The sequence below is a fragment of the Streptomyces sp. NPDC050658 genome (assembly GCF_044457025.1).
In the GTDB taxonomy this organism is placed as follows: Bacteria; Actinomycetota; Actinomycetes; order Streptomycetales; family Streptomycetaceae; genus Streptomyces.
On the sequence record NZ_JBITGM010000011.1, the window covers coordinates 191482 to 218471 of the forward strand.

A 26990-nucleotide genomic window follows, 5' to 3' on the forward strand; every position below is an offset into this window, starting at 1 on the left:
GCCACCCGCACAGCAAGGCACCGCACCATGGCACCTGAGAACAAGAACCGCGCCACAGCCGCCGCGATCCTCCCCCTCGTCGGCGGCGCGCAGAACGTCACGTCCGTGGCCCACTGCATGACCCGGCTCCGCCTGGGCCTCGCCGACCGCTCCCTGGTCGACGACGAGGCCCTGAAGGCGCTGCCCGCCGTGCTGGGCGTGGTCGAGGACGACACGTACCAGATCGTGCTCGGCCCGGGCACGGTCGCGCGCGTGACGCCGGAGTTCGAGGCGCTGCTGGCGGAGAGCAGCACGGAACACGGGGTCACCGCCGAGGAGTTGGCGGCGCAGGGCGCGGCGCTGAAGGAGGCCCGCAAGGCGAGGAACGCGACGCCCTTCAAGCTCTTCCTGCGCCGCATCGCGAACATCTTCGTGCCGCTGATCCCGGCCCTGATCGGCTGCGGCATCATCGCCGGCATCAACGGCCTGCTGATCAACCTGGAGTGGCTGCCCGCGATCACCCCGGCGCTCGCGGCGATCGCGTCCGGTTTCATGGCGCTCATCGCCGTCTTCGTCGGCTTCAACACGGCGAAGGAGTTCGGCGGTACGCCGATCCTGGGCGGCGCGGTGGCGGCGATCATCGTCTACGCGGGCGTGGCGAACATCGAGGCGTTCGGCCAGAAGCTGTCGCCGGGCCAGGGCGGCGTCCTCGGCGCACTCGGCGCCGCGGTCCTGGCGACGTACGTCGAGAAGTGGTGCAGGAGGTGGGTCCCGGAGGCCCTGGACGTCCTCGTCACCCCCACCATCACGGTCCTGCTCTCCGGCCTGGTCACGATCTTCGGCCTGATGTTCCTGGCCGGCGAGGTGTCGACGGGCATCGGCACGGCGGCGAACTGGCTCCTGGACAACACGGGCGCGTTCGCGGGCCTGGTCCTGGGCGGCCTGTTCCTCCCCCTCGTCATGCTGGGCCTGCACCAGGCCCTGATCCCCATCCACACCACCCTCATCGAGCAGCAGGGCTACACCGTCCTGCTCCCCATCCTGGCGATGGCGGGTGCGGGCCAGGTCGGCTGCGCGATCGCGGTGTTCAAGCGACTGAAGCACAACAAGTCGATCCGTACGACCATCAAGTCGGCGCTCCCGGCGGGCTTCCTGGGCGTGGGCGAGCCCCTCATCTACGGCGTCTCGCTCCCCCTCGGCCGCCCCTTCATCACGGCGTGCGTGGGCGGCGCGGCGGGCGGCGCCTTCATCGGATTCTTCTCGATGATCGGCGACAAGGTCGGCTCGACGGCCATCGGCCCGTCCGGCTGGGCGCTCTTCCCGCTCCTCGACGGCAACCAGGGCCTGGGCCTGACGGTCGCGATCTACGGCGGCGGTCTCCTTGTCGGCTACCTGGTGGGCTTCTTCGCGACGTACTTCTTCGGCTTCAGCAAGGAGATGCTGGTGGAGCTGAACGCGGAGCCGACGGAGGCGTCGTCTCCGGTGGCCGCGGGGGCGCCTGCCGCGCCGACCGCTCCGGAGACGGAACCGGCCAGGGCCTAGAAGGGCATTCGGTCAGAGCAAGCACGCGATGAGTTCCTCCCGGCTGCTCACGCCCGTCTTCCGGTAGACCGCCTTGAAGTGGTCGTTCACCGTGTGCGGCGACAGCTCCAGACGGCGGGCGATCTGCTTGACCGCCTGTCCCTGAAGCGCCTGCTCGACGACCGCCCGCTCCCTCCCGGAGATTCCGTACCACTGGGAGAGAGCGGGCAACAGGTCGGCGGCCGGGGCCGGTTGGAGCGTGACCACGACGTCGCCCGCCGTCGCCCCGTCGAGTGGCTGCGCGTGCAGGGAGAACCAGCCCAGCGGCGTCGGGGCGCGCGTGATCGCGGGGCCGGCCGTGCGCCGCGCGGTGTACGTGATGTGCCAGATGAAGCTGAACAGCTCCTGGTCGCTGGTGGGGTAGACGCCCGGCAGGATGCCGCGCAGGGCGTCGCGTCCCGCCGAAGTCACTCCCGCGATCCGGTCGTCGGCGCTGATGACGACGACGCCGGGCGGGAAGTGCACCAGCCGGGGACGCAGCGGCTTTCCCGTCACATACCGCTGCACGGCCAGCGCGAGCGGCTCCGCGAGCTCGGCGGCGCGCACGGTCTCGGTCGGCGAGAACGGCCTGGAGCCCCGCTCGCGCAGCAGCACCATCACACCCCAGGTGACGCCGCGCCGGGTCAGGGCGATGCACATCTCGCTGCCGTAGGCGTCGGCGGCCATGATGGCGTGCAGTCCGCGCACCGCGGGACGCTCGTCCCGCGCGCCCGCGCCGAGCACGACGACCGGGCAGGGTCCTTCGATGAGTTCGGCGACGGGACTCCGGGTCCGGCCGAGGGCGTCCGCCCGGTCCATGCGGCGGCGCGCTTCCGTCCCGTACCCGTTCTCACAGGCCAGGAAGCACCGTGCGCCGCTGACGGGGTCGAACCCCGAGAGCAGATATCCGTCGTGCGGCACGGCACGGCTCAGCTGACGCGACAGCTCGCCGCCCAGCTCCGCCACGGTGCCGGCCCGCGCTCCCACTTCCGGCGCCGCGCGACCCACCGGGCCCACCGCGGCCATCCCCGAGACCATGCACCGAGCGTGGCACATCTCGCCCGCCAACTCCCCTGATTTCCGGGCGACTTCACGCCTTTCGGGTCAGCGGGACGGGTGCAGTCGCCCGCCCCCGCCATCCCTGAATCTCGGGATACCGGGCCCCTCCCCCCGCCTCGTAACTTGCGGTGAGAAGCAGGTCGGGCAAGGAGAGGAAAGGGCGTCTCATGTTCGTGAGTACGATCGCCGCCGCGAGGTTCGGCATGTCGATGACGACAGGCCGGCCCTTCCGCCGCCGGTCCCTGGACCGTCTGCTCGACGGAATGCGGGCGGCGCAGGAGGAGTTCGGCGGCATCACCGACGGGGACGGCGACGACCTGCTCGGCGGCGCCGCGCTCGACGCCGGGACACGGCAGCTGGTCCAGGGGCGGCGCCTTCGCACACAGGCCGTGCGGGCCGCGCAGGACACCGACTTCTACGCGGAGGTGTTCGGGCGGCTCGGCATCGACCCGGCGGGGATCGGTCATGACTCCGTCGCCTCGATCCCGGTCACGTCCAAGCAGGCGCTGCGGGACGCCCCGTCCTCCTTCATCAGCAGGAGCGCGCAGGCCGTCCACTGCTGCTCGACGACGGGGACGACCGGCCGGGCCACGACGATCTGGCTCTCCGACGACGAGCTGCATCTCATCTCCACGCTCGCCACACTGGCGCAGTTCCAGTCGCGGACGTTCCGGCCCGACGACCAGATCCTGATCGGGGTCAGCCCCCGCAACCGGATCGCCGTCCACGCCACGGCCTTCGCCGCCGCGACGGTGGGGGCGGCGGTCCGCGTCGGCGGCATGACCGGCCCCGAGCAGATGCTCGCGACGCTGGCCGAACACCATCCGGTCCCCGGCCACAAGTCCCGGATCAGCGTGCTGACCGCCCACCCCTCCTACCTGGCCCTGCTCGTGCAGACCGCGCGCCGCCTCGGCTACGGGCCCGCCGACTTCGGGCTCGAACGGGTCCTGGTGGGCGGCGAGATCCTGACGCGCGGCCTGCGCAGGCGGGCCCAGGAGGTCTTCGGGGAGCTGGAGTTCGACGAGAACTACGCGCTGACCGAGCTGGCGCCGTTCGGCGGCGGCCGCTGCGAGCAGGGGCACCTCCACTACGAGCCCGCCACCTGCCTCGTCGAGGTCCTCGACCTCGACGGGCGGCACCGTCCGGTCGCCGACGGCGAACCCGGCGTGCTGGTCGGCACCCCGCTCCCGCCGTTCCGCGACACCACCCTGCTCCTGCGCTACGACACCGAGGACGTCGTCCAGTCCCTCGCCGGACCGCCCGACTGCCGCATGAGCCGCCTCCCCGCGCTCGCCCAACTCCTCGGCAAACGCGCCCAGGCCGTCCGCCACGACGCCGGCTGGACCTTCGTCCGGCCCGTCGTGGAGGCGCTGGAGTCGGTGCCCGGTGTGCCGCTGCCCGCCCGGTACGGGTTCTGGGGAGCGGCGGGCGGTGTCGTCGTCGAGGTGGTGGCCCCGGAGTCCCCGGCGTCCCCCGGGCTCAGGCTGGAGATCGGCCTCGCGCTCGAACGGCGGGGCGTGCCCCTCACCGAACTCAGGATCGTGGACAGCCCCCACGAACTGCGCCGCTCGGTGCCGCTCCGCTGCGACCTGCGGGAGGGCGACATGTCGCCGGCCCCGCTGGTCGCGGCCGCCGCCCGAAGGGGACAGCCGTGATCGTCTCGATCCTCGTCGTGTACGGCTTCGCCCTCGTCGCGGCCTTCGGGAGCTGGTGGTACTTCCGGCGGCAGCGCATCAACCGGCCCCCGTTCGGCGTCGTCAACCTGGGCGACGTGACGATGGCGATGACGGGCCTCGTCCTCATCCCCCTCCTCTACATGGCGCTGCCCCTGGCGGTCGTGGTCGTGCTGCTCGCGTTCCTCACCCTCGGCGCCTTGCAGGTGACACTGGAACCGGTCATCGGGCGTCGCCTGCTCTGGCCCGTGGTCCTCACCCTCATCGCGGCCGACGTGGTCCTGGGCCTCACCGTGGGCGTACGGAGCGACGCGTTCCTCCTGATCAACAACACGATCATGCTGATCGTCGTGATCGGCGTGGCCAACCTGTGGGCGCAGAGCGGCCTGAAGGCGGCGCACGCGGCGGTGTTCGCCGCGGTGTTCACCTTCTACGACGCCCTCGCGACCTGGCAGTTCAACGTGATGTTCGAGCTCATCGTCAAGCTCACCAAGCTGCCGCTCTTCCCCTTGGTGGGCTGGGGGCTCACCGAGGTGCGCGACAGCTTCCTGATCGGCCTCGGGGACCTGCTCCTCGTCTCCCTCTTCCCGCTCGTGATGCGCAAGGCGTACGGGCGGAAGGCGGCCCTGTGCGCACTGCTCACGGGCCTCGCCACCACGGCACTCGTCCTCGTCCTCATCGCCGAGGACACCATCGGGCACACCATCCCCGTCATGGTCTTCCTCGGCCCCGTGATCGTCGCCCAGTACCTCTACTGGCGACTGACCCGCGGCGTCGAACGGCCGACCCGGCAGTACCTGCGGGCCGAGCCGCTCACACCGCGGACCCTCGACCGAGTCACCGGAGGAGGTGAACAAGGATGAAGGCAAATCTCAGCTATCTCCGCTACGCCCTGTCGACGCTGGCGGCGGTGGGCTTCAACGCGCACGGCGCCACCTGATCCGCCTGATCCATCGGCGCGGTTCAGTCGTAAAGGGGAACGCCGGTCGCCGCACGCGGGTGCGGGGACCGGCGTTCTGCCGCGCCCGGGGCCGTCCCGCCGCGTGCGCTGGATGCGCAGGATGTGTGCGCTGATTGCTGAAGACCCGGCGGGGCGGGGCGGGCCACAGTGGGGCCCGGCCATGCGGCTGGGGCAGCCGGAGGGGAGTCGCCTCAGCGGCATGGCGCTGCACGAACAGCACATGGCATCACCTGACTCCGTCTGCGCACCGTGAAGAAGGGAACCCCCCTATGCGTCTTGCACGAACCATGGTCACTGCCTCGATGGCACTGGCCGCCGCACTCGGCACCGCCCCGGCCGCCCTGGCGGCACCCGCCGCCCCGCCCGCGCCCGCCGCGTACAACTGCTCCAACGGCTACTTCTGCATCTACAGCGGCTGGAACGGCACCGGCGAGCGCTGCGCCTGGGCCAGCACCCAGCGGCCCAACACCGCCGACAGCTGCGGCTTCATCCAGCGGGGCCTGAACGTCCTGTCCGTGGCCAACAGCACCAGCCAGAGGAAGCAGTACTACAAGGGCACGAACTACCACGACCGCGTGGGCTCCACCACGGCCGGAGATGCCGGGAATCTCCAGGGCAACTACCAGATCCGCTCGTTCAAGCCGCAGTAGCCGGCCGACGTGATTGTCCGCGATCTGTAACGGAAGCGGTCCCGATGTATCCCCTTGGCGTCCAGGCCCGTCCTGCCATGTGGTCACAAGTGACCAGAGAGCGGCGAGGGACTGGACGCTAAGGGGCGGGCATGGCACGGCACAGCGGTGGGCGGGGCTGGTACAGCAAGTTGCTCGGGGCGGCGCTCGGGGTGACGATGCTCGCCACGGGTGCGGGGGTGTGGAGCGCGCAGGCCGGTACGGCGGAGGACCCGCCACCGGCGGCGAAGGCGCCGGGCAGCGTCGTCAAGCCGGTCTCGGCGACCATCGCGCACGCCTCCGATGCGGGCGAGCGCGGCGTCAACATCACCATCGACGACGGCCCCGACCCCAAGTGGACCCCCCAAATGCTCGACCTGCTGCGGGAGTACGACGTGAAGGCCACGTTCTGCATGGTCGGCACCCAGGCGCAGGCCCACCCCGACCTCGTGAAGAAGGTCGTCGCGGACGGGCACCGCCTCTGCGACCACTCGGTGTCCCACGACACCGGCATGGACAAGAAGTCCGAGGCCTACCAGTCGCAGCAGATACTCGACGCCGAACGCATGATCACCAAGGCGTCCGGCGGCGTACGCCCGATGTACTACCGGGCCCCTGGCGGTGCGTTCACCCCCGCGAGCCGCAAGCTCGCCGCCTCCCGTGGCATGCGCCCCCTGGGCTGGAACGTGGACTCCAAGGACTTCGAGCGCCCCGGCACGGACGCCATCGTCGCCACGGTCCAGCGGGAGCTGCCGAACGGCCCCACCGTCCTCTTCCACGACGCGGGCGGCGACCGCGCCCAGACGGTCGAGGCCCTGCGCCGACTGCTCCCCTGGCTCAAGCAGCAGGGCTACACCACCGGCTTCCCGGTCCGCTGAGGGCGGCGGCCTCCCTCACGGCAAGCAGCTCTCCCTGTTGAGCCGCCGCACCCGCTCCCGCTGCACCTCCTCCGGCCCCGCCTCACCGACCGACTCCGGCGGGCAGTCCCACTCCCGCCCGCCGCCGAGCGGCCTGAGCTGCACGAGGCCGCCCTCGTGCCCCATGACCTCACCGACCCGCCCGTCCCGCGCGTCGACGGCGTACTCGCTCACTGCCTCACCTCGTGCAGTACGACGGCGAGGCGCAGCGCCGTGTCCAGGTTGCAGCACCCCAGATCGACGAGGGGGTACGCGGTGCCGTCCCCCGCCGCCGACACGGGGTCGACCCGAAGCGAGGGCAACTCGACGCTCAAGGCGTCCAGTTCCGCGCGCAGTTGAGCGACGACTTCCTCTACGGCCCGTAGCCGCTGGGCGTTTCGTACTACCGCCATGACCTGCACTCCTTACACCGAGTGTTGCTGATTCCTCACCCAGCGTGGCCGGGCGCCGCTAGCCTGAGAAGTGACGGCGCCTCAACAACCCCTCGTGTACGACCGGGAGTTGCCATGCCAGGACCAAAGGACCTCGACCCCTCATCGTCCCCACGCGCCCTGCTCGGCGCGGAGCTGCGGCACGCGCGCGAGAAGGCGGGCTTAAGCCAGGAGGAGCTGGGCACGCCGCTGTTCGTCAGCGGGTCGTTCATCGGCCAACTGGAGTCGGGGACGCGGCGGATGCATCTCGATTACGCCGCCCAGATAGACGAGATTCTGGGGACGGATGGGTTCTTCGCGCGTAACTGCAGGGCTCTCGCCAAGTCCAAGTACCCCGATCACTTCGCGGAGGCTGCGGAGGCGGAGGCAGTCGCGACGATGATCAGCCAGTACGCGACGGTGCTGATCCCTGGCCTGCTCCAGACGAAGGCGTACGCGGAAGAGGTGTTCCGCGCGTACCACCCGACGGCGACGGACGACGCGATCGACGCCCTGGTGGAGGTGCGCCTCGAACGCGCCCACCTTCTCAACCATCCAACAACCCCGCTGTTGTGGGCCGTGATTGACGAGGCGGCCCTCAGACGAGAGGTCGGCGGCGGCGCGGTGATGACGGAGGCTCTGCGTCACATGGCAGGCCTTGCGCGCAAGCGTCGCATCATCGTGCAGGTACTGCCGTTCGGGGCGGGGGCGCACGCCGCAATGGAGGGCAACTTGAAGCTGATGGAGTTCGAGGACGCTCCCCCGCTCTCCTTCGTGGAAGGCCCGAACATGGGGAAGCTCCTCGACGACCCCGCCACAGTCGCCCGACACACCCTGCTGTTCAACCTGCTCCAGGCGGCAGCACTCTCGCCTCGGGATTCCCTGGCCCTGGTGGATTCGGTGGCGCAGGATTACGAGCATGGAGAACAACACCCGTGAGTACGAGTACGAACTGACCGCAGCTGTCTGGCACAAGTCCAGCTACAGCGGCGGCAGCGGCGGCGACTGCCTCGAAGTCGCCACCGGGCACCCGGGCATCGTCCCCGTACGGGACTCCAAGAACCCCACCGGCCCGAAGCTCATGTTCCGGGCCGGAAGCTGGTCCACTTTCATCGTGAACCTGAAGGCCAACTAACCCCGAGGCTCAAGCCACGAGCCCCAAGCCCCCTTTTCAAGGAACGGGAGGCGGGCCTCAACCCGCCCTCCCTCCCTGCGAGTTGGCCAACTCGATCACTTTCGGAACTTGACGTGCCACGCAGCGTGACGAAACTCTAGCGTGCCCGCATAACGAACAACCCCCGCCCGGTGCTGGAACACCTGCGGGGGTTTGACCAACAAGATCGAAAGAGACTCGATCCCATGGCTGACGCCAAGCTTAGTGCTGCCTTCCGTCCCACGCACGCGGACCCGCAGGCGGACTCCCACCCCATGGCCAACCCGGGCTACGGAAAACGCTCCGCCCCAGATCAACAACCCCGCACGGCAGCCGACTTCACCCACCTCCCGCCCCGCGAGGCAGCCGTCGCCGCGTACCTGGACCGCCTCCCCGACGGCACGGACATCTCCGTAAAGACCCTGGCCAAGCACCTCCCGTACGGCCAATGCGCCCTCCGCACGGCCCTCAACAGGCTTCAGGCGGCAGGCCACTTGAGGCGGGGACGCGAACACGTACGCGGCACCGGCAGCGCCCGCTGGATCACCCGAACGTGGTTCTCGCGGACGGCGCGGGACAACGACTGGTGGGCGACGTTCACGCGAGGGGACGTACCGGAATCAGAGGAACGCACCCGGCAACGCCCCACCCGAAGCCGAGCCTTCATCCTCCTCGCGGCCCTCGGCAGGACGGCCCCCGCCCTAACACCCGAGGGCGGGCACGCGTCACCAGTACCCGTGCCGCCCTGCCCATGCTCTTCGGCTGCTTCCGCTTCTGCATGGACGCTTCAACGATCATGATCCCCGCGGTCACCTTCGCGACATACTTCGCCCGCCCCGGTCGGCGGAAGCTGACCGAGTTGCGCACTGGCGCGGGCGCCGCCCCCGTCCGGTCCCGCCGCGCTGCCGCTGGAGGCGTCGGCCGCGGCCGTCCCCGATCACGTACCGCACAAGGGAAAACAGCCAACGCGCCGCTGTCCGAAAGGATTTGGGCCCCCGCATGAGTGCTACCTGACGTAGCCAAGATGGCACCGAACGTCATCGAAGCGGCACAACCGGAGGGGACCCTTCATGACCGGACCGAACCAGCCCAACGAGCCCACCGCACCCACCGAAGCCGACGAGCAGCAGATCGTCGAGGCCTGGCGGTCCGCCGCCCACATCACCCTCGCCCCGGGCCCCCGGGAGGTCTACGAGGCCGCGCCCGAGCCGGACCAGGAGTGGACGCTGCCCGGCGGTACGGCGTGGGTGTATCTCGCCGATCCCGAGCAGGGGCTGCGGCGTCCGGTGATTCTCGCCGACGGGTTCAACACGGGGCCGACCGATCCCGACTTCCTCTGGGAGGGTCTGGAGCGGGGCGAGTTCCCGTTCATCAGCCAGTTGCGGGCCCGCGACAGGGACGTCGTCATCCTCGGCTTCGAGGAGCGCAGTGCGTCGATCCTCGACAACGCCGCCGTCGCCCGCGCCGCGATCCTGGAGGCGCTCGCCCGGCGCAACGGCAGCCACCCGCTCACTGTGGGCGGCTTCAGCATGGGCGGCCTCGTCACGCGCTATGCGCTCGCCAAGATGGAGCACGAGGAGGAGGACCACGGCACCGGGCTCTACTTCTCGTACGACAGCCCGCACCGCGGCGCCTGGGTCCCCATCGCGCTGCAGGCCTTCGCCCACTACATCCGGCCCCTGAACGCCGCGTTCTCGGAGCAGATGAACAGCCCGGCGGCCCGCCAGCTCCTGTGGCAGCACATCGCCGAGTGGAAGGACTCCCCCGAGACGGACAAGGAACGGTCCGAGTTCCTCGCCGAGTTGGCGCGGGTCGGCGGCTGGCCCCGGCGGCCCCGGAAGATCGGCGTGGCCAACGGAGTGCGGACGGGCGAGGGCAACGGCATCGACCCCGGAGTACGGGCGTTCCACGGCAAGGGCCTCGCCATCACCGGCACCCACCTCTACTCCCAGCCCGCCGGCGAGGACCAGCTCGTCGCCCAGCTGAGGGTCGTGACCCTGCGCAGGCCCCAGATCCTCACCACGGGCCTGCCGGAGATCGACGGCGCGCCGGGCGGCACGCTGGAGGGCTTCGGCATCCTCGCCGACGAGCTGAACAAGATCCCCGCGTTCATCGGCCTCGGCTCGGAGGCCGATGAACGGGAGCACTGCTTCGTACCGACGGTGAGCGCGATCGCCCTGCGCGACGTCGACACCCACGACCGGCTGTACGAGCCCTTCGCGGACACCGAGCAGAGCGAACTGGACGCATACCGCTGCGCCTCGCAGAACGAGGGCCACACCCTGGTCACCGAGGAGCTCTGCACGTGGATCCTGGACCAGCTGCCGTAAAGCGGCTTGGCACCTCTGCGACTCCGGCGTACAGTTTCCTGTACGTACAGGAAACTGTACGTTCTTGAGGAGGCCCCGATGCGAACGATGACCTACACCGAGTCGCGGGCGAAGTACGCCGAGACGCTCAGCGCCGTCACCGACGACCGCGAGGAGGTGATAGTGACCCGCGCGGGCCATGAGCCGGTGGTGATCGTGGCACTTGAGGAGTACGAGTCCCTCAAGGAGACGGCCTACCTGCTGCGGAGCCCGGAGAACGCCCGTCGCCTCCTGGCCTCCATCGACCGCCTGGAGACCGGCGGCGGCACGGTCCGGGAGCTCGCCGAGTGAAATTCGTCTGGGACGAGTCCAGCTGGGCCGACTACATCTGGTGGCAGGCCCAGGACCGTAGGGTGCTGAAGCGAATCAACACGCTCCTCCAGGACATCGCCCGCAACGGCAACGAGGGCATCGGCAAACCGGAACCTCTCAAGCACGGCTTCCAGGGCTACTGGTCCCGCCGCATCACCGACGAGCACCGGCTCGTCTACAAGGTCGTCGAGGACGAGATCCGCGTCGCGGCCTGCCGCTACCACTACGAACGGTGAAGCGAACGCCCGAGGGCGGCACCCCTTCGTGAGAAGGAGTGCCGCCCTCGGAACGTAAGGACAGTGATCAACCAGAGGTCGATCAGAAGTCCATGTCACCGCCCGGCATGCCGCCCGGAGCGGCGCCCGCGGCGGCCTTCTCCGGCTTGTCGGCGATGACGGCCTCGGTGGTGAGGAACAGCGCGGCGATGGAGGCGGCGTTCTGCAGGGCAGAGCGCGTCACCTTCGCCGGGTCGAGGATGCCCTCGGCGATCATGTCCACGTACTCACCGGACGCGGCGTTCAGGCCGTGGCCGACGGTCAGGTTGCGCACCTTCTCGACGACGACACCGCCCTCAAGGCCGGCGTTGACGGCGATCTGCTTCAGCGGGGCCTCCAGGGCCAGCTTCACAGCGGCGGCACCGGTGGCCTCGTCGCCCTCGAGCTCCAGCTTCTCGAACACCTGGGAGGCCTGCAGGAGCGCCACGCCACCACCGGCGACGATGCCCTCCTCGACGGCCGCCTTCGCGTTGCGAACGGCGTCCTCGATGCGGTGCTTGCGCTCCTTGAGCTCGACCTCGGTCGCGGCACCGGCCTTGATGACCGCCACGCCGCCCGCGAGCTTCGCCAGGCGCTCCTGGAGCTTCTCGCGGTCGTAGTCCGAGTCGCTGTTCTCGATCTCGGCGCGGATCTGGTTGACGCGGCCCTGGACCTGGTCGCTGTCACCGGCGCCGTCGACGATGGTCGTCTCGTCCTTGGTGATGACGACCTTGCGGGCGCGGCCGAGCAGGTCGAGACCGGCGTTCTCCAGCTTGAGGCCGACCTCCTCGGAGATGACCGTGCCACCGGTGAGGATGGCGATGTCGCCGAGCATGGCCTTGCGGCGGTCACCGAAGCCCGGGGCCTTGACGGCGACGGACTTGAAGGTGCCACGGATCTTGTTGACGACCAGCGTGGACAGGGCCTCGCCCTCGACGTCCTCGGCGATGATCAGCAGCGGCTTGCCCGACTGCATGACCTTCTCCAGGAGCGGAAGGAGGTCCTTCACGTTGGAGATCTTGGAGTTGACGATCAGGATGTACGGGTCATCCAGGGCCGCCTCCATGCGCTCCATGTCGGTCGCGAAGTACGCCGAGATGTAGCCCTTGTCGAAGCGCATGCCCTCGGTGAGCTCAAGCTCCAGACCGAAGGTCTGCGACTCCTCGACGGTGATGACGCCTTCCTTGCCGACCTTGTCCATGGCCTCGGCGATGAGCTCGCCGATCTGGGTGTCGGCGGCGGAGATGGAGGCCGTCGAAGCGATCTGCTCCTTGGTCTCGACATCCTTCGCCTGCTCGAGCAGGGCGCCCGAGACGGCCTCGACGGCCTTCTCGATGCCGCGCTTGAGGGCCATCGGGTTGGCACCGGCGGCCACGTTGCGCAGACCCTCGCGCACCAGGGCCTGGGCCAGGACGGTCGCGGTCGTCGTGCCGTCACCGGCGACGTCGTCCGTCTTCTTCGCGACCTCCTTGACCAGCTCGGCGCCGATCTTCTCGTACGGGTCCTCGAGCTCGATCTCCTTGGCGATGGAGACACCATCGTTGGTGATCGTGGGGGCGCCCCACTTCTTCTCGAGGACGACGTTGCGACCCTTGGGGCCCAGGGTCACCTTGACGGCGTCGGCGAGCTGGTTCATGCCGCGCTCGAGGCCGCGCCGTGCCTCCTCGTCGAACGCGATGATCTTGGCCATGTGAAGTGGTCCTCCCGGACGGGGTGGAAATGCAAACGGACCGTGCTGGTGCCCGCGACGGACGGCCTGCGTGCCTTGTGGTTCCTTGCCCCACTCGGCCTGCGGACCTCACCGACCCGATCCAAGTTCTGTCACTCTCACTGGGAGAGTGCTAACGCCAATGATTAGCACTCGACCCACCCGAGTGCAAGGTGCTCCCGAGAAGCGGGACCGCTGACGCCCTGCCCCAGCCGGACCACGAGCACACACGAGGGGCCCGTACCCCTGCCGGGATACGGGCCCCTCGTCGCTCGATAAGTCGCTGGCCGATCGCTCCGTGATCAGACGGCGAGCTTGACCATGTCCGCCTGCGGACCCTTCTGGCCCTGCGAGATCTCGAACTCGACTCGCTGACCTTCTTCCAGGGTGCGGTAGCCGTCCATCTGGATCGCGCTGTAGTGGACGAAAACATCCGCACCACCGTCGACCGCGATGAAGCCGTACCCCTTCTCCGCGTTGAACCACTTGACGGTGCCCTGAGCCATGCCTAACTCCCCTATTACTGGCCCTTGCACAGGACCGCACTTCGCGGACCCGGGTCAGACCTCACCCCCCCAATGGGTTGTGGAGGTGTGCGCCGGAACGCGTCGACCGCGGCTGAATGTATCTGTCCAACTGCCGTCTGCAACAGGTCAATCGGACGAGAATTCTGGGCACGCCCGATCGCAGATATGCGGAGAATTTGCCGGAGTTCAGGGCAAGTCGGGCCGGACAAGTGCCGCGAAAGGCTCAAATGGGCAGTGCACTTTGGCTACTTCTTGTCGGCCCCGCGCCGACTTCGTATATGCGCTCGGCACAAACGGAGAAGCTCGTTTCCCAACTGTACCGCGCTCAACCATGCAGAATTGCCCCCTCCGCTTCTCTCGCGGAGGGGGCAATTGAGGTTACGCAGGGTACTTGCGGAAAGATCAGCCGCCGGCCCTGTGCCGGATTGATCAGCCGCCGGCGACGGCCGGAATGATCGAGACGCCCGCGCCGTCCGGCGTCGCCGTCTCCAGGCCCTGCTCGAAACGGACGTCGTCGTCATTGACGTACACGTTCACGAAGCGGCGCAGCTTGCCCTGGTCGTCCAGGACGCGGGCGGCGATACCGGCGTGGTTCTTCTCCAGGTCGGCGATGACCTCGGAGAGGGTCGCCCCTTCGGCGGCGACCTCGGCCTGCCCGCCGGTGTAGGTACGGAGGATGGTGGGGATGCGGACGTTGACGCTCATGGGGTTCACCTCGGTAGTACGGGCCCCGAAGGGGCGCGGGAACTGCGCGACCAACCACAACGGTCCCGCAGTCGGGGAAGAAGGCTCAGGCCCTGCGGCGGCTAACCGGCAAGACCCGCGGCGCGGAACGCATCCAGGCTGGGGCGAATGGTCGCGGTCGCCTGAGACGTCTCGGCAACGGCGTCGAGGGTCTTGAGGCCGTCACCGGTGTTCAACACCACCGTGGTGAGGGACGGGTCGATGAGCCCCGCCTCGATCAGCTTCTTCGTGACGCCGACCGTCACACCACCCGCGGTCTCGGCGAAGATCCCCTCGGTGCGGGCGAGGATCTTGATCGCGTCGACCACCTGCTCGTCGTTCACGTCCTCCACCGCACCACCCGTACGCCGCGCGATGTCCAGCACGTACGGCCCGTCGGCCGGATTGCCGATCGCCAGCGACTTGGCGATCGTGTTCGGCTTCTGGGGGCGTACGACGTCGTGCCCCGCCTTGAACGCGGCCGACACCGGAGAGCAGCCCTCCGCCTGGGCGCCGAAGATCTTGTACGGCTTGTCCTCGACGAGGCCGAGCGCGATCAGCTCCTTCAGCCCCTTGTCGATCTTCGTGAGCTGGGAGCCGGAGGCGATCGGGATGACCAGCTGGTCCGGCAGGACCCAGCCCAGCTGCTCGCAGATCTCGTACGCGAGGGTCTTGGAGCCCTCGCCGTAGTACGGCCGCAGGTTGACGTTGACGAAGCCCCAGCCCTCGCCCAGCGGGTCGCCGATGAGCTCGGAGCAGAAGCGGTTCACGTCGTCGTAGTTGCCCTCGATGCCGACGAGCTCGCCGCCGTACACCGCGGCCATGACGACCTTGCCCTGCTCCAGGTCGTGCGGGATGAACACGCAGGAGCGGAACCCGGCGCGGGCAGCGGCGGCACCGACGGCGCCGGCGAGGTTGCCCGTCGAAGAGCACGAAAGGGTCGTGAACCCGAAGGCGCGCGCAGCCTCGAGCGCCTGCGCCACGACACGGTCCTTGAAGGAGTGCGTGGGGTTGCCGGAGTCGTCCTTGACGAACAACTTGCCCTGCTCGACGCCGAGTTCACGGGCGAGGTTGTCGGCCTTGACCAGCTTGGTCCAGCCGGGGTTCAGGTTCGGCTTGTCGGCCACGTCGGCGGGGACGGGGAGCAGCGGGGCGTAGCGCCAGATGTTGGCGGGCCCGGCCTCGATCTGCTTGCGCAGGGCTTCCGGGTCGCCGGTGGGCAGGTCGTAGGCGACTTCGAGCGGGCCGAAACAGGCCTGACAGGCGAAGATAGGGCCGAGGGCGTAGAGCTCGCCGCACTCGCGGCAGGAGAGGCCCGAAGCGGGGCCGAGGTCTACGGAAAGCGTGGTCGCGGTGGTGTCGTTCGTTTCGACGGTCTGCGCAGCCATGGAGGCGAGGCCCTTTCTCCTCATCTTCCTCGCGACGCATCTCGCCGCGAGACGGAATTGGCACCTTCCCCACCGTGACCTCGTCGGTCGGCGGGAGGGTTGCCGGGGCTTCAACGGGCCGTATCCCTCTGCCCCTCTGGATGAGCGGTATGGCGCCGGGCTCGCGGTCCCGGTGCATTTGTCACGTGATGACCCCCGACATGCGATGGTCATCCGCGTTGTTCAAGACTGTAACCGAAGCCCTGGACCCTTGAGATAGTCGTCCGAACCGCGAGATGGATCACAAACGGGAGGACCCTGACCGTGCTGGAAGAGGTCGAGCGCTGGCTGAGCAGGCGTTCCTGGTCCGTCGCCGACCGTCCCCTTGACCGGCTGGCCGCCGCCAAGCGGGCGTCCGGCGCCTCGGTGAGCGTCGTGCTCCCGGCGCTCGACGAGGAGGAGACGGTCGGCGAGATCGTCGCCGAGATCCGCCGCGAGCTGGTGGAGCGGACGCCGCTGGTCGACGAGCTCGTGGTGATCGACTCCGGCTCGCGGGACCGCACGGCGGAGGTCGCGGGTCAGGCCGGTGCGCGGGTCGTGCACCGGGACGAGATCCTGCCGCGCATCCCGGCCGTGCCCGGCAAGGGCGAGGTGCTGTGGCGCTCGCTGCTGGTGACGGGCGGTGACATCGTCGCGTTCATCGACGCGGACCTGAAGGAGTTCTCCGCGGACTTCGTGTCGGGGATCGTGGGTCCGCTCCTGACGGAGCCCGACGTGGACTTCGTGAAGGCGATGTACGACCGGCCGCTCGGCACCGAGTCGGATTTGCTCGCCTCCGGCAAGACCGCGGGTCAGGGCGGCCGGGTGACCGAGCTGATGGCGCGCCCGCTGCTCAACATGCACTGGCCGCAGCTCGCCGGGTTCGTGCAGCCGCTGGGCGGCGAGTACGCGGCGCGCAGGTCGCTGCTCGAACGGCTGCCGTTCCCCGTCGGGTACGGGGTGGAGCTCGGCCTGCTCGTCGACGCGCTGCACACGGTGGGCCTCGACGCGCTCGCGCAGGTCGACGTCGGGGTGCGCAGGCACCGCCACCAGGACGGGCAGGCGCTCGGCCGGATGGCGGCGGCGATCTACCGGACGGCACAGCTGCGGCTGGCCCGCGGACATCTCGTACGGCCGGAGCTGACGCAGTTCGAGCGGGGCGAGCAGGGATTCGTGCCGCGGACGTATCCCGTGGACACGGAGGAGCGGCCGCCGATGGTGGATGTCGCCGAGTATGCGGCCCGACGCGTGGCGTAACCATATGATTTAGTGCGTGATGTCTAGGTTTTCCACTTATGTGGGTCAGACACGCAATCAACAGGATCGGCCGCCTCGGCGGCCTGACCATGGCCACCGCCCTAGCCGCCACCACACTCGGCGCTGCCGCCGCCGTGCCGGCCGCGGCGGATGTGATCGAGCCCTTCGCCAAGCGGTACGACGACTCGCTGTACGGCGACTTCAAGACCATCGGCAACACGGTCATGGGCTGCCCGACGACCCCCGCGGACATGGCGGCGCGCTGTGCCACCGCCGCGCAGGGCGAGGGCAGGGACAACAACAACACCTTCGTCATGCGGCGGATCAACACCGCCGGCATGGACCCCGACCACGGGTCGAGCACCGGCCGGGTCGCGATCCCGCCGGGCGCGAAGGTGGCGTACGCCCGGCTCTTCTTCGGCGGCAACGACGGGACGTACAAGGGCCCGAGCGGCGCGCAGCTCAAGCGGTGCGACATCTCCGGCGCCGATGTGCTGCCCTCGCCCGGCGACCCGCTCGCCGCGGTGCCCTCGGTCGGCGTGAACGGGGCCGCGCCCTCGAAGGTCGCCCCGACGAACCTGGTCAAGGACCCGGCGTCGACCAACGGCCCGCACTACTACACCGGCGAGGCCGACATCACGGGCCTGTTCGCGGGCGTGACCGGCACCGGGACGCCCGTACCGGTCGCGGTCGGCGACATCTGGGCGCCGACCGGCAAGGGCTGCGTCGCGGGCTGGTCCATGACGGTCGTCTACCGGTACGACGCCCCGAACGAGCGGTACGCGCCCGATCGCCGCAACGTCTACGTGTACGGCGGCCACGTCCTGCAGCGCTCCACCTCCCCCGCCACCAGCGTGCAGGTCGACGGCTTCTACCGCACGAACGGAAAGCCGCGCGCGAGCGTCACCGCGTACGAGGGCGACTGGAACACCTCCGGCGACCGGTTCCTGGTCGGCGGCCAGAACATGACCGAGGCGCACACGGGCGGCACCAACAACTTCTTCATCAGCGAGGACGACGGCGCCCTCGCCCCGAAGATGACCAACAACCTCTCCATCGACGCCAAGGAGTTCGATGTCACGGGCGGCGCGTCCCGCGCCCCCGGCGCCGAGCCGATCCCCGTGGGCGCGACCTCCACGACGCTGAGCTTCACCACCAAGGGCGACACGTACGTCCCCTCGGCCCTTGCGCTCTCCGTCCCGGTCCCCGACCTGGAGGTGACCAAGACGGCGTCCCCGAAGACGGTGCAGCCCGGCGGCACCCTGACGTACACGGTCAAGGCGAAGAACATCAGCAAGCTCGACTACCCGAACGCCAAGTTCAGCGACGACCTCACCGACAACCTCGACGACGCCACGTACAACGACGACGCGAAGGCGAGCATCGGCGACGCCTCGTACACCGAGCCGAAGATCAGCTACGCCGGCGACATCCCGGCCGGGCAGACCGCCACCGTGACGTACTCGGTCAAGGTCAAGGACCCGGTCAGCGGTGACGGCAAGCTGCTCAACAACGTCGACGTGGAGTCCCCGCGCTCCAACTGCGACGCGGGCAGCACCGACCTCAAGTGCGGGGCCGCGCCGGCCATCGAGCGCAAGCAGCCGAAGCTCGTCGTCAGCAATGTCCCCGAGCGGCGCACCGCACCGGTGTGCAGCACCGTGAAGAACACCATCACCCTCAAGAACCCCTCCGGCAGCACCCGCACCGGCGCCACCACCACCTGGCCGGTCACCCCCGGCTCGACGCCCGTCGCGAGCAGCGGGACGGTCACCAAGAAGGGTTCTTCGTACGTCTGGAAGGGCGACGTCGAACCGCACGGCGAGGTCACCGTCACGCAGCGCGTGAAGGTCCCCTGCACGGCGGGTGAGATCCGGGTGATCACCGTGACCGCGCCCGGCAGCAACTGCCCCAAGTACGAGCGGGGCGGCGACGATCCGTGCACCTCGGCGATCCTCGCGCAGCGCCAGCAGGGGCGGGTGATCCCGCCGCACGGGCCGGACGCGAACCGCGGTGCCTCCGCCTCCGGTGAGCTGGCCGAGACGGGCGGTGACTCGGACACGCTGCTGTACGCGGGTATCGCGACCGCTCTGTGCGCGCTGGGCGTGCTGGCGATGACGGCGGCGCGCAGAAAGCGGGACTAGTCCCGCAGCAGCGCACCACCCCGTCGTATACGGCCGGGCCCGCACGGGTCCGGCCGTACGTTTGAGGCTTTCCCGGAAGGGCTAGATTTCCGCACATGGTCTCCGAGCGTCACGCCGCCCAGGTCCTCGTCGCGTCCAACCGCGGCCCCGTCACCTACGCCGTGCAGGAGAACGGGGAGCTGGCGGCCGGGCGGGGCGGCGGCGGGCTCGTCTCCGGGCTCAGCGCGATCGGCGACGAGGCGGACGCGCTGTGGGTCTGCGCGGCGCTGGGCGACGGCGACCGGGAGGCGGTGCGGCGCGGGGTCGCCGAGCCGGGCGTGCTGATGCTGGACGTCGACGCGGGCCCGGACTCGCACGAGGGCGTGCAGGCCGACGCGTACAACGGCATCGCGAACTCGGTGCTGTGGTTCGTGCACCACATGCTCTACCAGACCCCGCTGGAGCCGGTGTTCGGCGCGGAGTTCCGCGCCCAGTGGGCTTCGTACGAGACGTACAACCGGGCCTTCGCGCGGGCGCTCGCGGAGAACGCCGGGGACGGGGCGGCGGTCCTGGTCCAGGACTACCACCTGTCGCTGGTGCCGGGGATGCTCCGCGAACTCCGCCCCGACCTGCGCATCGGCCACTTCTCGCACACCCCGTGGGCGCCGGTCGACTACTTCCGGATGCTGCCGGACGACATCGCGGAGCAGCTGCTGCGGGGCATCCTCGGCGCCGATCGGGCGGCGTTCCTGACGGGGCGGTGGGCGGACGCGTTCACGGCGTGCTGCGTGGACGCGCTCGGGGGTACGTCGGGGACGCGGATCGGGGTGCACGGGCTCGGGGCGGACGCGGACTTCCTGCGGGAGCGGTCGCGGCGGGCGGACGTCGAGGAGCGGATGGCGGCGCTGCGGGAGCAGGCGGGCGCCGGCCGGCAGCTGATCGTCCGGGTCGACCGGACGGAGCTGTCCAAGAACATCGTGCGGGGACTGCTCGCGTACCGGCAGCTTCTGGCGGACCACCCCGAGTGGCGGGAGCGGGTCGTGCATGTCGCGTTCGCGTATCCGTCGCGGCAGGACCTGGCGGTGTACCGGGACTACACGGCGGAGGTGCGGCGCCTCGCGGAGGAGATCAACTCCGCGTACGGGGTGGCGGGTTGGACCCCGGTGGTGCTCCATGTGAAGGACGACTTCGCACGCTCCCTCGCGGCGTACCGCCTGGCGGACGTGGCCCTGGTGAATCCCATCCGGGACGGCATGAACCTCGTCGCGAAGGAGGTCCCGGTCGTCTCCGACGAGGGATGCGTGCTGGTGCTGTCGCGGGAGGCGGGGGCGTACGAGGAGCTGGGCGAGGACGCGGTGGTGGTGAACCCGTACGACGTGACGGGGACGGCGGCCGCGCTGCACACGGCGCTGCTGATGCCGCCGGACGAGCGTGCGGAGCGCACGAAGCGCCTCGCCGCGGCGGCGACGGCGCTGCCTCCGGCCCAGTGGTTCCTGGACCAGCTGCGGGCGCTGGGCTAGATCTGTCCAACCCCGCCCCACGTTTGTCCATGGGCCCCCGGCGACCCGCCTCGCTACCTTCCCCGCATGCCTCTACGCCGCCGCACAGGCCTCGTGGCCCTCACCGCCCTCGCCCTGGCCGGGGCACTCACCCCCGCCGGCGCGGCCACCGCACCGGCCACGTACTACGTCGACTGCCAGAAGGGCGACGACGACGCCCCCGGCACCTCCGCCGGAACGGCCTGGCGCAGTCTGGCCAAGGCAAGCGCCCACACCTACGCGCCCGGCGAGAAGCTGCTGCTGAAGCGCGGCACAAGCTGCACGGGGGTGCTGGCTCCCAAAGGTGCGGGTGCGGCCGGCGCCCCCGTGCTGATCGACGCGTACGGCAAGGGCAGGGCCAAGCCCCGCATCCAGGCGAACGGCGCCCGCGCCGCGCTGCACCTGGTCGACACCGAGCAGTGGGAGATCCGGAACCTGGACCTCTCCAACACCGGCCCCGCCACCACCACCGACCGCCGCGCCGGCCTCTACGTCCAGCTCACCGACTACGGCACCGCCGACCACTTCGTCGTCGACGGGGTCGACGTCCACGACGTGAACGGCGCCGACTTCAAGGACCCCGACCCCTCCGGCGGGATCCTCTTCGTCGTGCAGGGGACCCGGACCCCCACCCGCTTCAACGACGTCCGCGTCGAGGACTCCACCGTCCGCCACGTCGACCGCACCGGCATCGGCACCATGTCCACCTGGGGCAGCGGCACGGACGCGGACGCCGAACTCCTCTCCAGCGATGTGGAGTTCGTACGCAACAAGGTCCACGACGTCGGCGGCGACGGCATCGTCATCCACGAGACCCGCAAGGCCCGCGTCGAGCACAACTACGTCGACGGCTTCAACATGCGCTCGGCGGGCTACAACGCCGGGATCTGGGCCTGGGAGTCGCAGGACGCGCTCTACCAGTACAACGAGGTCACCGGCGGCCACGGGACGCGCGACTCGATGGCGTACGACATCGACGGCGGCAACGTCCGCAACACCTACCGCTTCAACTACAGCCACGACAACGAGGGCGGTTTCCTGCTCGTCTGCAACGGCGAGGGGAAGACCAGCGACGGCAACCGCATCCACGACAACATCAGCGTCAACGACCGGAACACCACGTCTCCGTACGCCGTGATCTCTGTCGTCTGCGGGGCCGCGACCGACACGCAGATCTACCGGAACACGGTCGTCACCGACCGCGCCGACACCGCCCTCGTCTCCAACAACGGGCCCACTGGGGTCACCTTCCGGGACAATGTGTTCGTGGGCGCGCCCGGCGGTTCCGGCTCCCCCATCAAGGACACCGTCAGTACCTTCAGCGGCAACCTGTACTGGCGGACCTCTCAGCCCAGGGACGCCTCAGGTGTCAACGCCGACCCCCGGTTCGTCACGGACACCGCTCCCGGCTCCCCCGATGACGTACGACTGCTCCCGGACTCCCCGGCACGCGGGCTCGGCACGCCCGTCGACGACGGCACCACCCACGACTACTTCGGCAATCCCATCCCGGACCGGCCCAACATCGGTGCGGATCAGTCCAGTTGATCTCAGTCCAGTTGGGCGGCGATACGGGACAGCAGCTCCACCACTCCCCCCGGCCCCTCCACCACCAGGTCCGCCCGCTCCGCAAGCTCCCGCACCTCCGCGCTGCCGCTGCACACGAGCAGCCCCCGCACCTGGTCCGAGCGGAGTTTCTCCACGGCCGCGTACGCGGGCAGGTCGCCCAGGTCGTCGCCCGCGTACAGCACCGTCTCGGCGCCCACTTCGCGTACGTAGTCGGCGAGGGCCACGCCCTTGTCCATGCCCGGCGGGCGCAACTCCAGGACCAGGCGGCCCGGTTCGACGATCAGGCCGTGCCGGGCGGCCAGTTCGCCGAGCGGCTCGCGCAGGGCCTCGAAGGCCGCCTGCGGGTCCTGTGCGCGGCGGGTGTGGACGGCGACCGCGCGGCCCTTCTCCTCGATCCAGGTGCCGCGCCAGGCGCCGATCGCGTCGAGGAATCCGGGGAGTTCGGCGCGGACCGCCGCGACGCCGGGGTGCGGTTCGGCGGCGTGCACCGTGGAGGTGACGGCGTCCCAGCGCTCCGCGCCGTAGTGGCCGAGCACGACGAGGTGCTCCAGGCCGGGGACGCCCGCGAGGCCGCCGTAGCGCACCGCGACGCCTGCCGGGCGGCCGGTGACCACGGCGACGGACCGCACCTTCGGCGCGAGGGCGGCGAGCGCGGGGACGGCGTCGGGGTGGGCGCGGGCCTGCTCGGGGTCGGGCACGATCGGGGCGAGCGTGCCGTCGAAGTCGAGTGCGATCACGGCCCGTTCGGGCCGGGCGAGCAGCGCGGCAAGGCCCTCGCGCCCGGCGGGCGTCACGGGCACGGGCAGCTCGGGCAGCTCGGGAGAGGACGGCGGGTCGGTCACTGGGTCACCCATGGGGCGACCCTACGCTCACCGCTCCGCGCGCCGGGACTCCCGAACCCGCCGAAGCCGGTTGACGGTCACCGGATCGTGCGCGAGGGCGCGGGGGTCGTCGAGGAGGGCGTTGAGGACCTGGTAGTAGCGGACCGGCACCATGCCGAGCCGCTCCCGGACGGCCCGCTCCTTGGCGCCGGGCCCCGACACCCAGTCCTGTCGCTCCAGGGCGAGGATCGCGCGGTCGCGCTCGCTCAGGCCGGTGTCGGGGAACGTGTCGTCCGTGTCGGGAAGCGTGTCGTCCGTGTCGGGGGACGTGCCGTCCGGGGTGCGGTCGTCGGTCATGCCGTCACGCTATTCCGAGTTCTCCTCGGTCGCCGCCTTGGTCTGGATCTGGGTGAGGACCGAGGCCGGGTTGCCGTCCGGGGAGACGGCCTTGCCGATGTTCTTCTTGACCTCGACGGAGACCCGCGCCCAGGACGTCTTGCCGACCGGGTAGAGCTGCGAGGTGGGCAGCTCGTCCAGGAACTCGGCGAGCGCCTCGTCGCCCTTGCTGTCGGTCATCTGCTCCGCGGCGGAGGTGGTGACGGGCAGCAGGTCGTACTCGCGGGAGAAGTCCAGGACGTTCTTCGTGCTGTAGGCGAAGTCGAGGAACTTGCCGATCTCCTCGCGGTGGCCGTTCTGCTTGAAGGCCATCATCCAGTCGGCGACACCCATCGTGGCCTGCGCGTGCCCGTTCACGCCGGGCATCGGGACCATGCCGTACTTGAGGCCCTTCTTCTCGGCCATCTGCATCAGCGTGGGGTGGCCGTTGAGCATGCCCACGTCGCCGCGGGTGAACGCGGCGAAGGCCTCGGCACGGTCCAGCTTGCCGGGGGCCGTCGGTCCGGTCAGGCCCTTGCCGACGAGTTCGTCCTTGAGCCAGGTGAAGGTCTTGACGTTCTGGCTGGAGTCGATGTCGTACGAGCCGACGTTGTCGGTGTAGCCGCCGCCACCGCTCAGCAGCCACTGCATCGTCTCGGCCTGCGCCTCCTCGGAGCCGAGGGGCAGCGCGTACGGGATCTGCACGCCGCGCTGCTTGAGCACCTTCGCGGCGGCGGCGAGCTCGGTCCAGCTCTGCGGCGGGGTGAGCCCGGCCTGCTTGAAGAGCTTCTCGTTGTAGAAGAGGAGGCGCGTGGAGGAGGCGAACGGCATGCCGTACTGGACGCGCTTGACCTCGCCCGCCTCGGAGAGCGGGGCCATGAAGTCGGCCTGGGTGGAGATGGAGACCAGGTCGTCGGCGCGGTACAGCTTGTCCTGCGCGGCGTAGTCGGCGTACGCGCCGATCTGGGCCATGTCGGGGGCGTCGCCCGCCTTGACCATGTCCTTGACCTTGCGGTCCACGTCGGTCCAGGAGTAGACGCTGACGTCGACCTTGATGCCGGGGTTCTCGGCCTCGAACTTCTCGGCGAGCCGGTCCCAGTACTTCTGCGAGCTGTTGGCCTTGGAGTCGCCGTAGTCGGCGGCCACCAGCTTGAGGGTGACGTCGCCTGAGTCGCCGGGACCGCCGCAGCCGGCGAGCACACCCGCCATGCCCAGTGCGGCTATCGCCGCGGTCAGTCCTGTCGCGCGCCGCTGCACAGCTTTTCCCACCCTCGATGATCTACGTGAACTGCGATTTTCCCCCGTGTTCACACACAAGGTCTACACCACTCCAGTATCTCTTGTGCAACGGTGGACCACTGCCACCCGGCGGCCGCCCTCGCGCGCGTATCCGAATTACCCCGTGCCAGTACCCAAAGTGGACTAGACCTCTCGCGGGTGACGCGCGAGACTGTCCCCCGTGAGACACGTCATCGCCCTTGATGTGGGCGGCACCGGAATGAAGGCCGCCCTGGTCGGGGCGGACGGCACGCTCCTGCACGAGGCCCGCAGGCCCACCGGCCGCGAGCGCGGGCCCGACGCCGTGGTCGAGTCGATCGTCGACTTCGCCGCCGAGCTGCGCGCCCACGGGATCAAGGAGTTCGGGGAGCCCGCCGCCGCGGCCGGCGTCGCGGTCCCCGGAATCGTCGACACCGAGCGCGGTATCGCCGTCTACGCCTCGAACCTCGGCTGGCACGACGTCCCGCTGCGGGAGCTGCTGAGCCGCCGCCTCGCGGGCGTGCCGGTGGCCCTCGGCCACGACGTGCGCACCGGCGGCCTCGCCGAGGGCCGGATCGGCGCGGGCAAGGGCGCCGACCGGTTCCTGTTCGTACCGCTCGGCACGGGCATCGCCGGGGCCATCGGCATCGGCGGCGGCATCGAGCCCGGCGCGCACGGCTCCGCCGGGGAGATCGGGCACATCGTCGTACGCCCCGGAGGACCGCCCTGCGGCTGCGGCCAGCGCGGCTGCCTGGAGCGGCTCGCCTCCGCGTCCGCGGTGAGCCAGGCGTGGGCGGCGGCGAGCGGCGATCCGGAGGCGGACGCGGCGGACTGCGCCAAGGCCGTGGAGTCCGGGGACCCGCGCGCCCTGGAGGTCTGGCGGAACGCCGTGGACGCGCTCGCCGACGGTCTCATCACCGCGCTCACCCTCCTGGACCCGCACACCCTGATCATCGGTGGCGGTCTGGCCGAGGCCGGGGAAACCTTGTTCACACCGCTGCGGGCCGCGGTGGCGGCGCGCGTCGTCCAGTTCCAGACGCTGCCGGAGATCGTGCCCGCGGCACTCGGCGACACGGCGGGGTGCCTGGGGGCGGGACTGCTGGCCTGGGACCTCGTCGGCGACAGGACCGCAGAGCAGTCCGATCCGAAGCCCGAACCGTCCGCCCCGAAGACCGAACCGTCCGATCCGAAATCCGACCCCACGGAGGTAGCCACCTGATGGCCACTAGCAAGGTGCTCGCCGGTGCTCAGGTGGTACTGCCCACCGGGACCGTCACCGACGGCCGAGTGATCGTCGACGGCACGCGCATCGCAGGGAGCGCTCCCGCGGACGCGGAGACCGTCGACCTCAGCGGCCACTGGGTCGTCCCCGGCTTCGTCGACATCCACAACCACGGCGGCGGGGGCGCCTCCTTCACCTCCGGCACCGTCGAGGACGTGCTGAAGGGGGTCCAGACCCACCGCCTGCACGGCACCACGACCGTCGTCGCCTCCTTCGTGACCGGCGAGATGGACTTCCTCACGCAGCGCGCGGGGCTCCTCTCCGAGCTGGCCGAACAGGGCGAGATCGCGGGCATCCACTTCGAGGGCCCGTTCATCTCCCCGTGCCGCAAGGGCGCCCACGACGAGACGCTGCTGCGCGACCCCGACCCGGCCGACGTGCGCAAGCTGATCGACGCGGCGCGCGGCCAGGCGAAGATGGTCACGCTCGCCACCGAGCTGCCGGGCGGCATCGACTCCGTACGGCTGCTCGCCGAGCACGGCGTGATCGCCGCCATCGGTCACACGGACGCGACGTACGAGCAGACCGTCGAGGCCATCGACGCGGGCGCGACCGTCGCGACGCACCTCTACAACGCGATGCCGGGACTCGGCCATCGCGCGCCCGGCCCGATCGCGGCGCTCCTGGAGGACGAGCGGATCACCGTCGAGCTGATCAATGACGGCACGCACCTCCACCCGGCCGCGTTCGAGCTGGCCTTCCATCACGCGGGGGCGGCGCGGGTCGCGCTCATCACGGACGCGATGGACGCGGCGGGCTTCGGTGACGGCACGTACATGCTGGGGCCGCTCGAGGTCGAGGTGAAGGACAGTGTGGCGCGCCTCGTCGAGGGCGGCTCGATCGCGGGCTCGACCCTCACCCTGGACCGCGCGTTCAAGCGCTCGGTGACCGTGGACGGCCTGTCCGTCGAGGACACCGTCCGCGCGATCTCCGCCAATCCGGCGAAGCTGCTCGGGATGTACGACCGGGTGGGCTCGCTGGAGCCGGGGAAGGACGCGGATCTGGTGGTGCTGGACGCGGAGTTCTCGCTCAGGGGTGTGCTGCGCAAGGGCGAATGGGTGATTGCTCCCCAATAGGCCCGAGTTGGGCATG

At 70.0% G+C, this 26990-nt stretch carries 26 protein-coding genes, 1 pseudogene and 1 riboswitch; of the genes and pseudogenes, 17 read left to right on the forward strand and 10 right to left on the reverse strand.

All coding sequences use genetic code 11. The features are described from left to right. The first annotated feature begins 27 nt into the window (after window positions 1-27). Window positions 28-1521, forward strand: coding sequence for a PTS transporter subunit EIIC (locus ACIBKX_RS31975; RefSeq protein ID WP_363269797.1), 1494 nt, complete (start codon window positions 28-30; stop codon window positions 1519-1521). 12 nt (window positions 1522-1533) lie between these two features. Here ACIBKX_RS31975 and ACIBKX_RS31980 read toward each other — a convergent pair whose 3' ends face one another. After that, the gene (locus tag ACIBKX_RS31980) at window positions 1534-2577 is read right to left on the reverse strand and encodes a helix-turn-helix transcriptional regulator (protein ID WP_363269796.1); all 1044 of its coding nucleotides are present in this window, start codon (window positions 2575-2577) and stop codon (window positions 1534-1536) included. A 188-nt stretch (window positions 2578-2765) separates the two neighbouring features. Here ACIBKX_RS31980 and ACIBKX_RS31985 point away from each other — a divergent pair, with 188 nt between their 5' ends. The 4 genes from ACIBKX_RS31985 to ACIBKX_RS32000 all read left to right on the forward strand — a co-directional run bounded on the left by ACIBKX_RS31985 (window position 2766) and on the right by ACIBKX_RS32000 (window position 6778). Continuing rightward, complete coding sequence (locus ACIBKX_RS31985) at window positions 2766-4253, forward strand: AMP-binding protein (RefSeq protein WP_363269795.1); 1488 nt, start codon at window positions 2766-2768, stop codon at window positions 4251-4253. Then, window positions 4250-5134 carry a hypothetical protein gene (locus ACIBKX_RS31990; RefSeq protein ID WP_363269794.1) on the forward strand — a complete coding sequence of 295 codons (885 nt, stop codon included), beginning with the start codon at window positions 4250-4252 and terminating at the stop codon, window positions 5132-5134. Before ACIBKX_RS31985 ends, ACIBKX_RS31990 begins: the two co-directional genes overlap by 4 nt. Before the next feature lie 367 nt (window positions 5135-5501). Beyond that, complete coding sequence (locus ACIBKX_RS31995; RefSeq protein ID WP_363269793.1) at window positions 5502-5882, forward strand: peptidase inhibitor family I36 protein; 381 nt, start codon at window positions 5502-5504, stop codon at window positions 5880-5882. A 131-nt stretch (window positions 5883-6013) separates the two neighbouring features. Continuing rightward, a complete protein-coding gene (locus tag ACIBKX_RS32000) occupies window positions 6014-6778 on the forward strand; it encodes a polysaccharide deacetylase family protein (protein ID WP_363269792.1) in 765 nt (254 codons plus the stop codon). Between the two features lie 15 nt (window positions 6779-6793). Here ACIBKX_RS32000 and ACIBKX_RS32005 read toward each other — a convergent pair whose 3' ends face one another. Then, a complete protein-coding gene (locus ACIBKX_RS32005) occupies window positions 6794-6991 on the reverse strand; it encodes a hypothetical protein (protein WP_363269791.1) in 198 nt (65 codons plus the stop codon). Then, on the reverse strand, window positions 6988-7209 hold the full coding sequence (locus ACIBKX_RS32010) for a hypothetical protein (RefSeq protein WP_363269790.1): 222 nt from the start codon (window positions 7207-7209) through the stop codon (window positions 6988-6990). Before ACIBKX_RS32010 ends, ACIBKX_RS32005 begins: the two co-directional genes overlap by 4 nt. Window positions 7210-7323: 114 nt before the next feature. Between ACIBKX_RS32010 and ACIBKX_RS32015 the strand changes: the two genes are divergently transcribed. The 6 genes and pseudogenes from ACIBKX_RS32015 (at window position 7324) to ACIBKX_RS32040 (ending at window position 11297) form a co-directional block, all read left to right on the forward strand. Beyond that, complete coding sequence (locus tag ACIBKX_RS32015) at window positions 7324-8166, forward strand: helix-turn-helix transcriptional regulator (RefSeq protein ID WP_363269789.1); 843 nt, start codon at window positions 7324-7326, stop codon at window positions 8164-8166. Beyond that, complete coding sequence (locus ACIBKX_RS32020; RefSeq protein WP_363269788.1) at window positions 8147-8362, forward strand: DUF397 domain-containing protein; 216 nt, start codon at window positions 8147-8149, stop codon at window positions 8360-8362. The genes ACIBKX_RS32015 and ACIBKX_RS32020 overlap by 20 nt, the downstream gene beginning before the upstream one ends. A gap of 293 nt (window positions 8363-8655) precedes the next feature. Further along, a pseudogene (locus tag ACIBKX_RS32025) lies at window positions 8656-9087 on the forward strand (hypothetical protein); the annotation flags it as partial. Between the two features lie 363 nt (window positions 9088-9450). Further along, window positions 9451-10710, forward strand: coding sequence for a hypothetical protein (locus ACIBKX_RS32030; protein ID WP_363269787.1), 1260 nt, complete (start codon window positions 9451-9453; stop codon window positions 10708-10710). Window positions 10711-10788: 78 nt separating this feature from the next. Then, entirely contained in the window at window positions 10789-11040 is a 252-nt protein-coding gene (locus ACIBKX_RS32035; RefSeq protein WP_363269786.1) for a type II toxin-antitoxin system prevent-host-death family antitoxin, read from the forward strand. Next, on the forward strand, window positions 11037-11297 hold the full coding sequence (locus ACIBKX_RS32040; protein ID WP_363269785.1) for a Txe/YoeB family addiction module toxin: 261 nt from the start codon (window positions 11037-11039) through the stop codon (window positions 11295-11297). Before ACIBKX_RS32035 ends, ACIBKX_RS32040 begins: the two co-directional genes overlap by 4 nt. Before the next feature lie 82 nt (window positions 11298-11379). Here the strand turns inward: ACIBKX_RS32040 and groL are convergent, their stop codons facing one another. From groL to thrC, 4 genes are all read right to left on the reverse strand, one after another. Continuing rightward, window positions 11380-13005, reverse strand: coding sequence for a chaperonin GroEL (gene groL / locus ACIBKX_RS32045; protein WP_363269784.1), 1626 nt, complete (start codon window positions 13003-13005; stop codon window positions 11380-11382). Between the two features lie 320 nt (window positions 13006-13325). Next, the gene (locus ACIBKX_RS32050) at window positions 13326-13529 is read right to left on the reverse strand and encodes a cold-shock protein (protein WP_005315736.1); all 204 of its coding nucleotides are present in this window, start codon (window positions 13527-13529) and stop codon (window positions 13326-13328) included. 450 nt (window positions 13530-13979) lie between these two features. Then, window positions 13980-14255, reverse strand: coding sequence for a MoaD/ThiS family protein (locus tag ACIBKX_RS32055; protein WP_363269783.1), 276 nt, complete (start codon window positions 14253-14255; stop codon window positions 13980-13982). Window positions 14256-14356: 101 nt separating this feature from the next. Beyond that, entirely contained in the window at window positions 14357-15661 is a 1305-nt protein-coding gene (gene thrC, locus ACIBKX_RS32060; protein ID WP_363269782.1) for a threonine synthase, read from the reverse strand. Window positions 15662-15678: 17 nt separating this feature from the next. After that, window positions 15679-15808, reverse strand: a riboswitch (SAM riboswitch). Window positions 15809-15964: 156 nt separating this feature from the next. Here thrC and ACIBKX_RS32065 point away from each other — a divergent pair. The 4 genes from ACIBKX_RS32065 to ACIBKX_RS32080 all read left to right on the forward strand — a co-directional run bounded on the left by ACIBKX_RS32065 (window position 15965) and on the right by ACIBKX_RS32080 (window position 22142). Next, complete coding sequence (locus tag ACIBKX_RS32065) at window positions 15965-16936, forward strand: glucosyl-3-phosphoglycerate synthase (protein ID WP_363269781.1); 972 nt, start codon at window positions 15965-15967, stop codon at window positions 16934-16936. 38 nt (window positions 16937-16974) lie between these two features. After that, window positions 16975-19077 (forward strand): hypothetical protein, encoded by a 2103-nt coding sequence (locus ACIBKX_RS32070; protein ID WP_363269780.1) that lies wholly within the window; start codon window positions 16975-16977, stop codon window positions 19075-19077. Window positions 19078-19172: 95 nt separating this feature from the next. Continuing rightward, window positions 19173-20576 (forward strand): trehalose-6-phosphate synthase, encoded by a 1404-nt coding sequence (locus ACIBKX_RS32075; protein ID WP_363269779.1) that lies wholly within the window; start codon window positions 19173-19175, stop codon window positions 20574-20576. Window positions 20577-20642: 66 nt separating this feature from the next. Continuing rightward, window positions 20643-22142, forward strand: a complete 1500-nt coding sequence (locus tag ACIBKX_RS32080; RefSeq protein ID WP_363269778.1) for a right-handed parallel beta-helix repeat-containing protein — start codon at window positions 20643-20645, stop codon at window positions 22140-22142. Between the two features lie 2 nt (window positions 22143-22144). Here ACIBKX_RS32080 and otsB read toward each other — a convergent pair whose 3' ends face one another. Genes otsB through ACIBKX_RS32095 form a run of 3 tightly spaced genes read right to left on the reverse strand, consistent with a single transcriptional unit; the run spans window position 22145 to window position 24616 of the window. Further along, window positions 22145-23017, reverse strand: a complete 873-nt coding sequence (gene otsB / locus ACIBKX_RS32085; protein ID WP_363269777.1) for a trehalose-phosphatase — start codon at window positions 23015-23017, stop codon at window positions 22145-22147. 15 nt (window positions 23018-23032) lie between these two features. Continuing rightward, window positions 23033-23341, reverse strand: coding sequence for a DUF3263 domain-containing protein (locus ACIBKX_RS32090; RefSeq protein ID WP_363269776.1), 309 nt, complete (start codon window positions 23339-23341; stop codon window positions 23033-23035). Between the two features lie 9 nt (window positions 23342-23350). After that, entirely contained in the window at window positions 23351-24616 is a 1266-nt protein-coding gene (locus tag ACIBKX_RS32095) for an extracellular solute-binding protein (RefSeq protein WP_363270128.1), read from the reverse strand. Between the two features lie 202 nt (window positions 24617-24818). On the opposite strand from ACIBKX_RS32095, the gene ACIBKX_RS32100 reads away from it, so the two are divergent. Together ACIBKX_RS32100 and nagA are read left to right on the forward strand one after the other, a co-directional pair. Next, window positions 24819-25835 (forward strand): ROK family protein, encoded by a 1017-nt coding sequence (locus ACIBKX_RS32100; protein ID WP_363269775.1) that lies wholly within the window; start codon window positions 24819-24821, stop codon window positions 25833-25835. Then, window positions 25835-26974, forward strand: coding sequence for an N-acetylglucosamine-6-phosphate deacetylase (nagA, locus tag ACIBKX_RS32105; RefSeq protein WP_363269774.1), 1140 nt, complete (start codon window positions 25835-25837; stop codon window positions 26972-26974). Before ACIBKX_RS32100 ends, nagA begins: the two co-directional genes overlap by 1 nt. The last annotated feature ends 16 nt before the right edge of the window (window positions 26975-26990 follow it).

Bases quoted from the DNA above. Each gene is read 5' to 3' on its own strand.
- ACIBKX_RS31975 (WP_363269797.1), top strand. From the start codon at position 28: ATGGCACCTGAGAACAAGAACCGCGCCACAGCCGCCGCGATCCTCCCC.
- ACIBKX_RS31980 (WP_363269796.1), bottom strand. From the start codon at position 2,577: ATGGTCTCGGGGATGGCCGCGGTGGGCCCGGTGGGTCGCGCGGCGCCG.
- ACIBKX_RS31985 (WP_363269795.1), top strand. From the start codon at position 2,766: ATGTTCGTGAGTACGATCGCCGCCGCGAGGTTCGGCATGTCGATGACG.
- ACIBKX_RS31995 (WP_363269793.1), top strand. From the start codon at position 5,502: ATGCGTCTTGCACGAACCATGGTCACTGCCTCGATGGCACTGGCCGCC.
- ACIBKX_RS32000 (WP_363269792.1), top strand. From the start codon at position 6,014: ATGGCACGGCACAGCGGTGGGCGGGGCTGGTACAGCAAGTTGCTCGGG.
- ACIBKX_RS32010 (WP_363269790.1), bottom strand. From the start codon at position 7,209: ATGGCGGTAGTACGAAACGCCCAGCGGCTACGGGCCGTAGAGGAAGTC.
- ACIBKX_RS32015 (WP_363269789.1), top strand. From the start codon at position 7,324: ATGCCAGGACCAAAGGACCTCGACCCCTCATCGTCCCCACGCGCCCTG.
- ACIBKX_RS32020 (WP_363269788.1), top strand. From the start codon at position 8,147: ATGGAGAACAACACCCGTGAGTACGAGTACGAACTGACCGCAGCTGTC.
- ACIBKX_RS32030 (WP_363269787.1), top strand. From the start codon at position 9,451: ATGACCGGACCGAACCAGCCCAACGAGCCCACCGCACCCACCGAAGCC.
- ACIBKX_RS32035 (WP_363269786.1), top strand. From the start codon at position 10,789: ATGCGAACGATGACCTACACCGAGTCGCGGGCGAAGTACGCCGAGACG.
- groL (WP_363269784.1), bottom strand. From the start codon at position 13,005: ATGGCCAAGATCATCGCGTTCGACGAGGAGGCACGGCGCGGCCTCGAG.
- ACIBKX_RS32050 (WP_005315736.1), bottom strand. From the start codon at position 13,529: ATGGCTCAGGGCACCGTCAAGTGGTTCAACGCGGAGAAGGGGTACGGC.
- ACIBKX_RS32055 (WP_363269783.1), bottom strand. From the start codon at position 14,255: ATGAGCGTCAACGTCCGCATCCCCACCATCCTCCGTACCTACACCGGC.
- thrC (WP_363269782.1), bottom strand. From the start codon at position 15,661: ATGGCTGCGCAGACCGTCGAAACGAACGACACCACCGCGACCACGCTT.
- ACIBKX_RS32070 (WP_363269780.1), top strand. From the start codon at position 16,975: ATGTGGGTCAGACACGCAATCAACAGGATCGGCCGCCTCGGCGGCCTG.
- ACIBKX_RS32075 (WP_363269779.1), top strand. From the start codon at position 19,173: ATGGTCTCCGAGCGTCACGCCGCCCAGGTCCTCGTCGCGTCCAACCGC.
- ACIBKX_RS32080 (WP_363269778.1), top strand. From the start codon at position 20,643: ATGCCTCTACGCCGCCGCACAGGCCTCGTGGCCCTCACCGCCCTCGCC.
- otsB (WP_363269777.1), bottom strand. From the start codon at position 23,017: ATGGGTGACCCAGTGACCGACCCGCCGTCCTCTCCCGAGCTGCCCGAG.
- ACIBKX_RS32090 (WP_363269776.1), bottom strand. From the start codon at position 23,341: ATGACCGACGACCGCACCCCGGACGGCACGTCCCCCGACACGGACGAC.
- nagA (WP_363269774.1), top strand. From the start codon at position 25,835: ATGGCCACTAGCAAGGTGCTCGCCGGTGCTCAGGTGGTACTGCCCACC.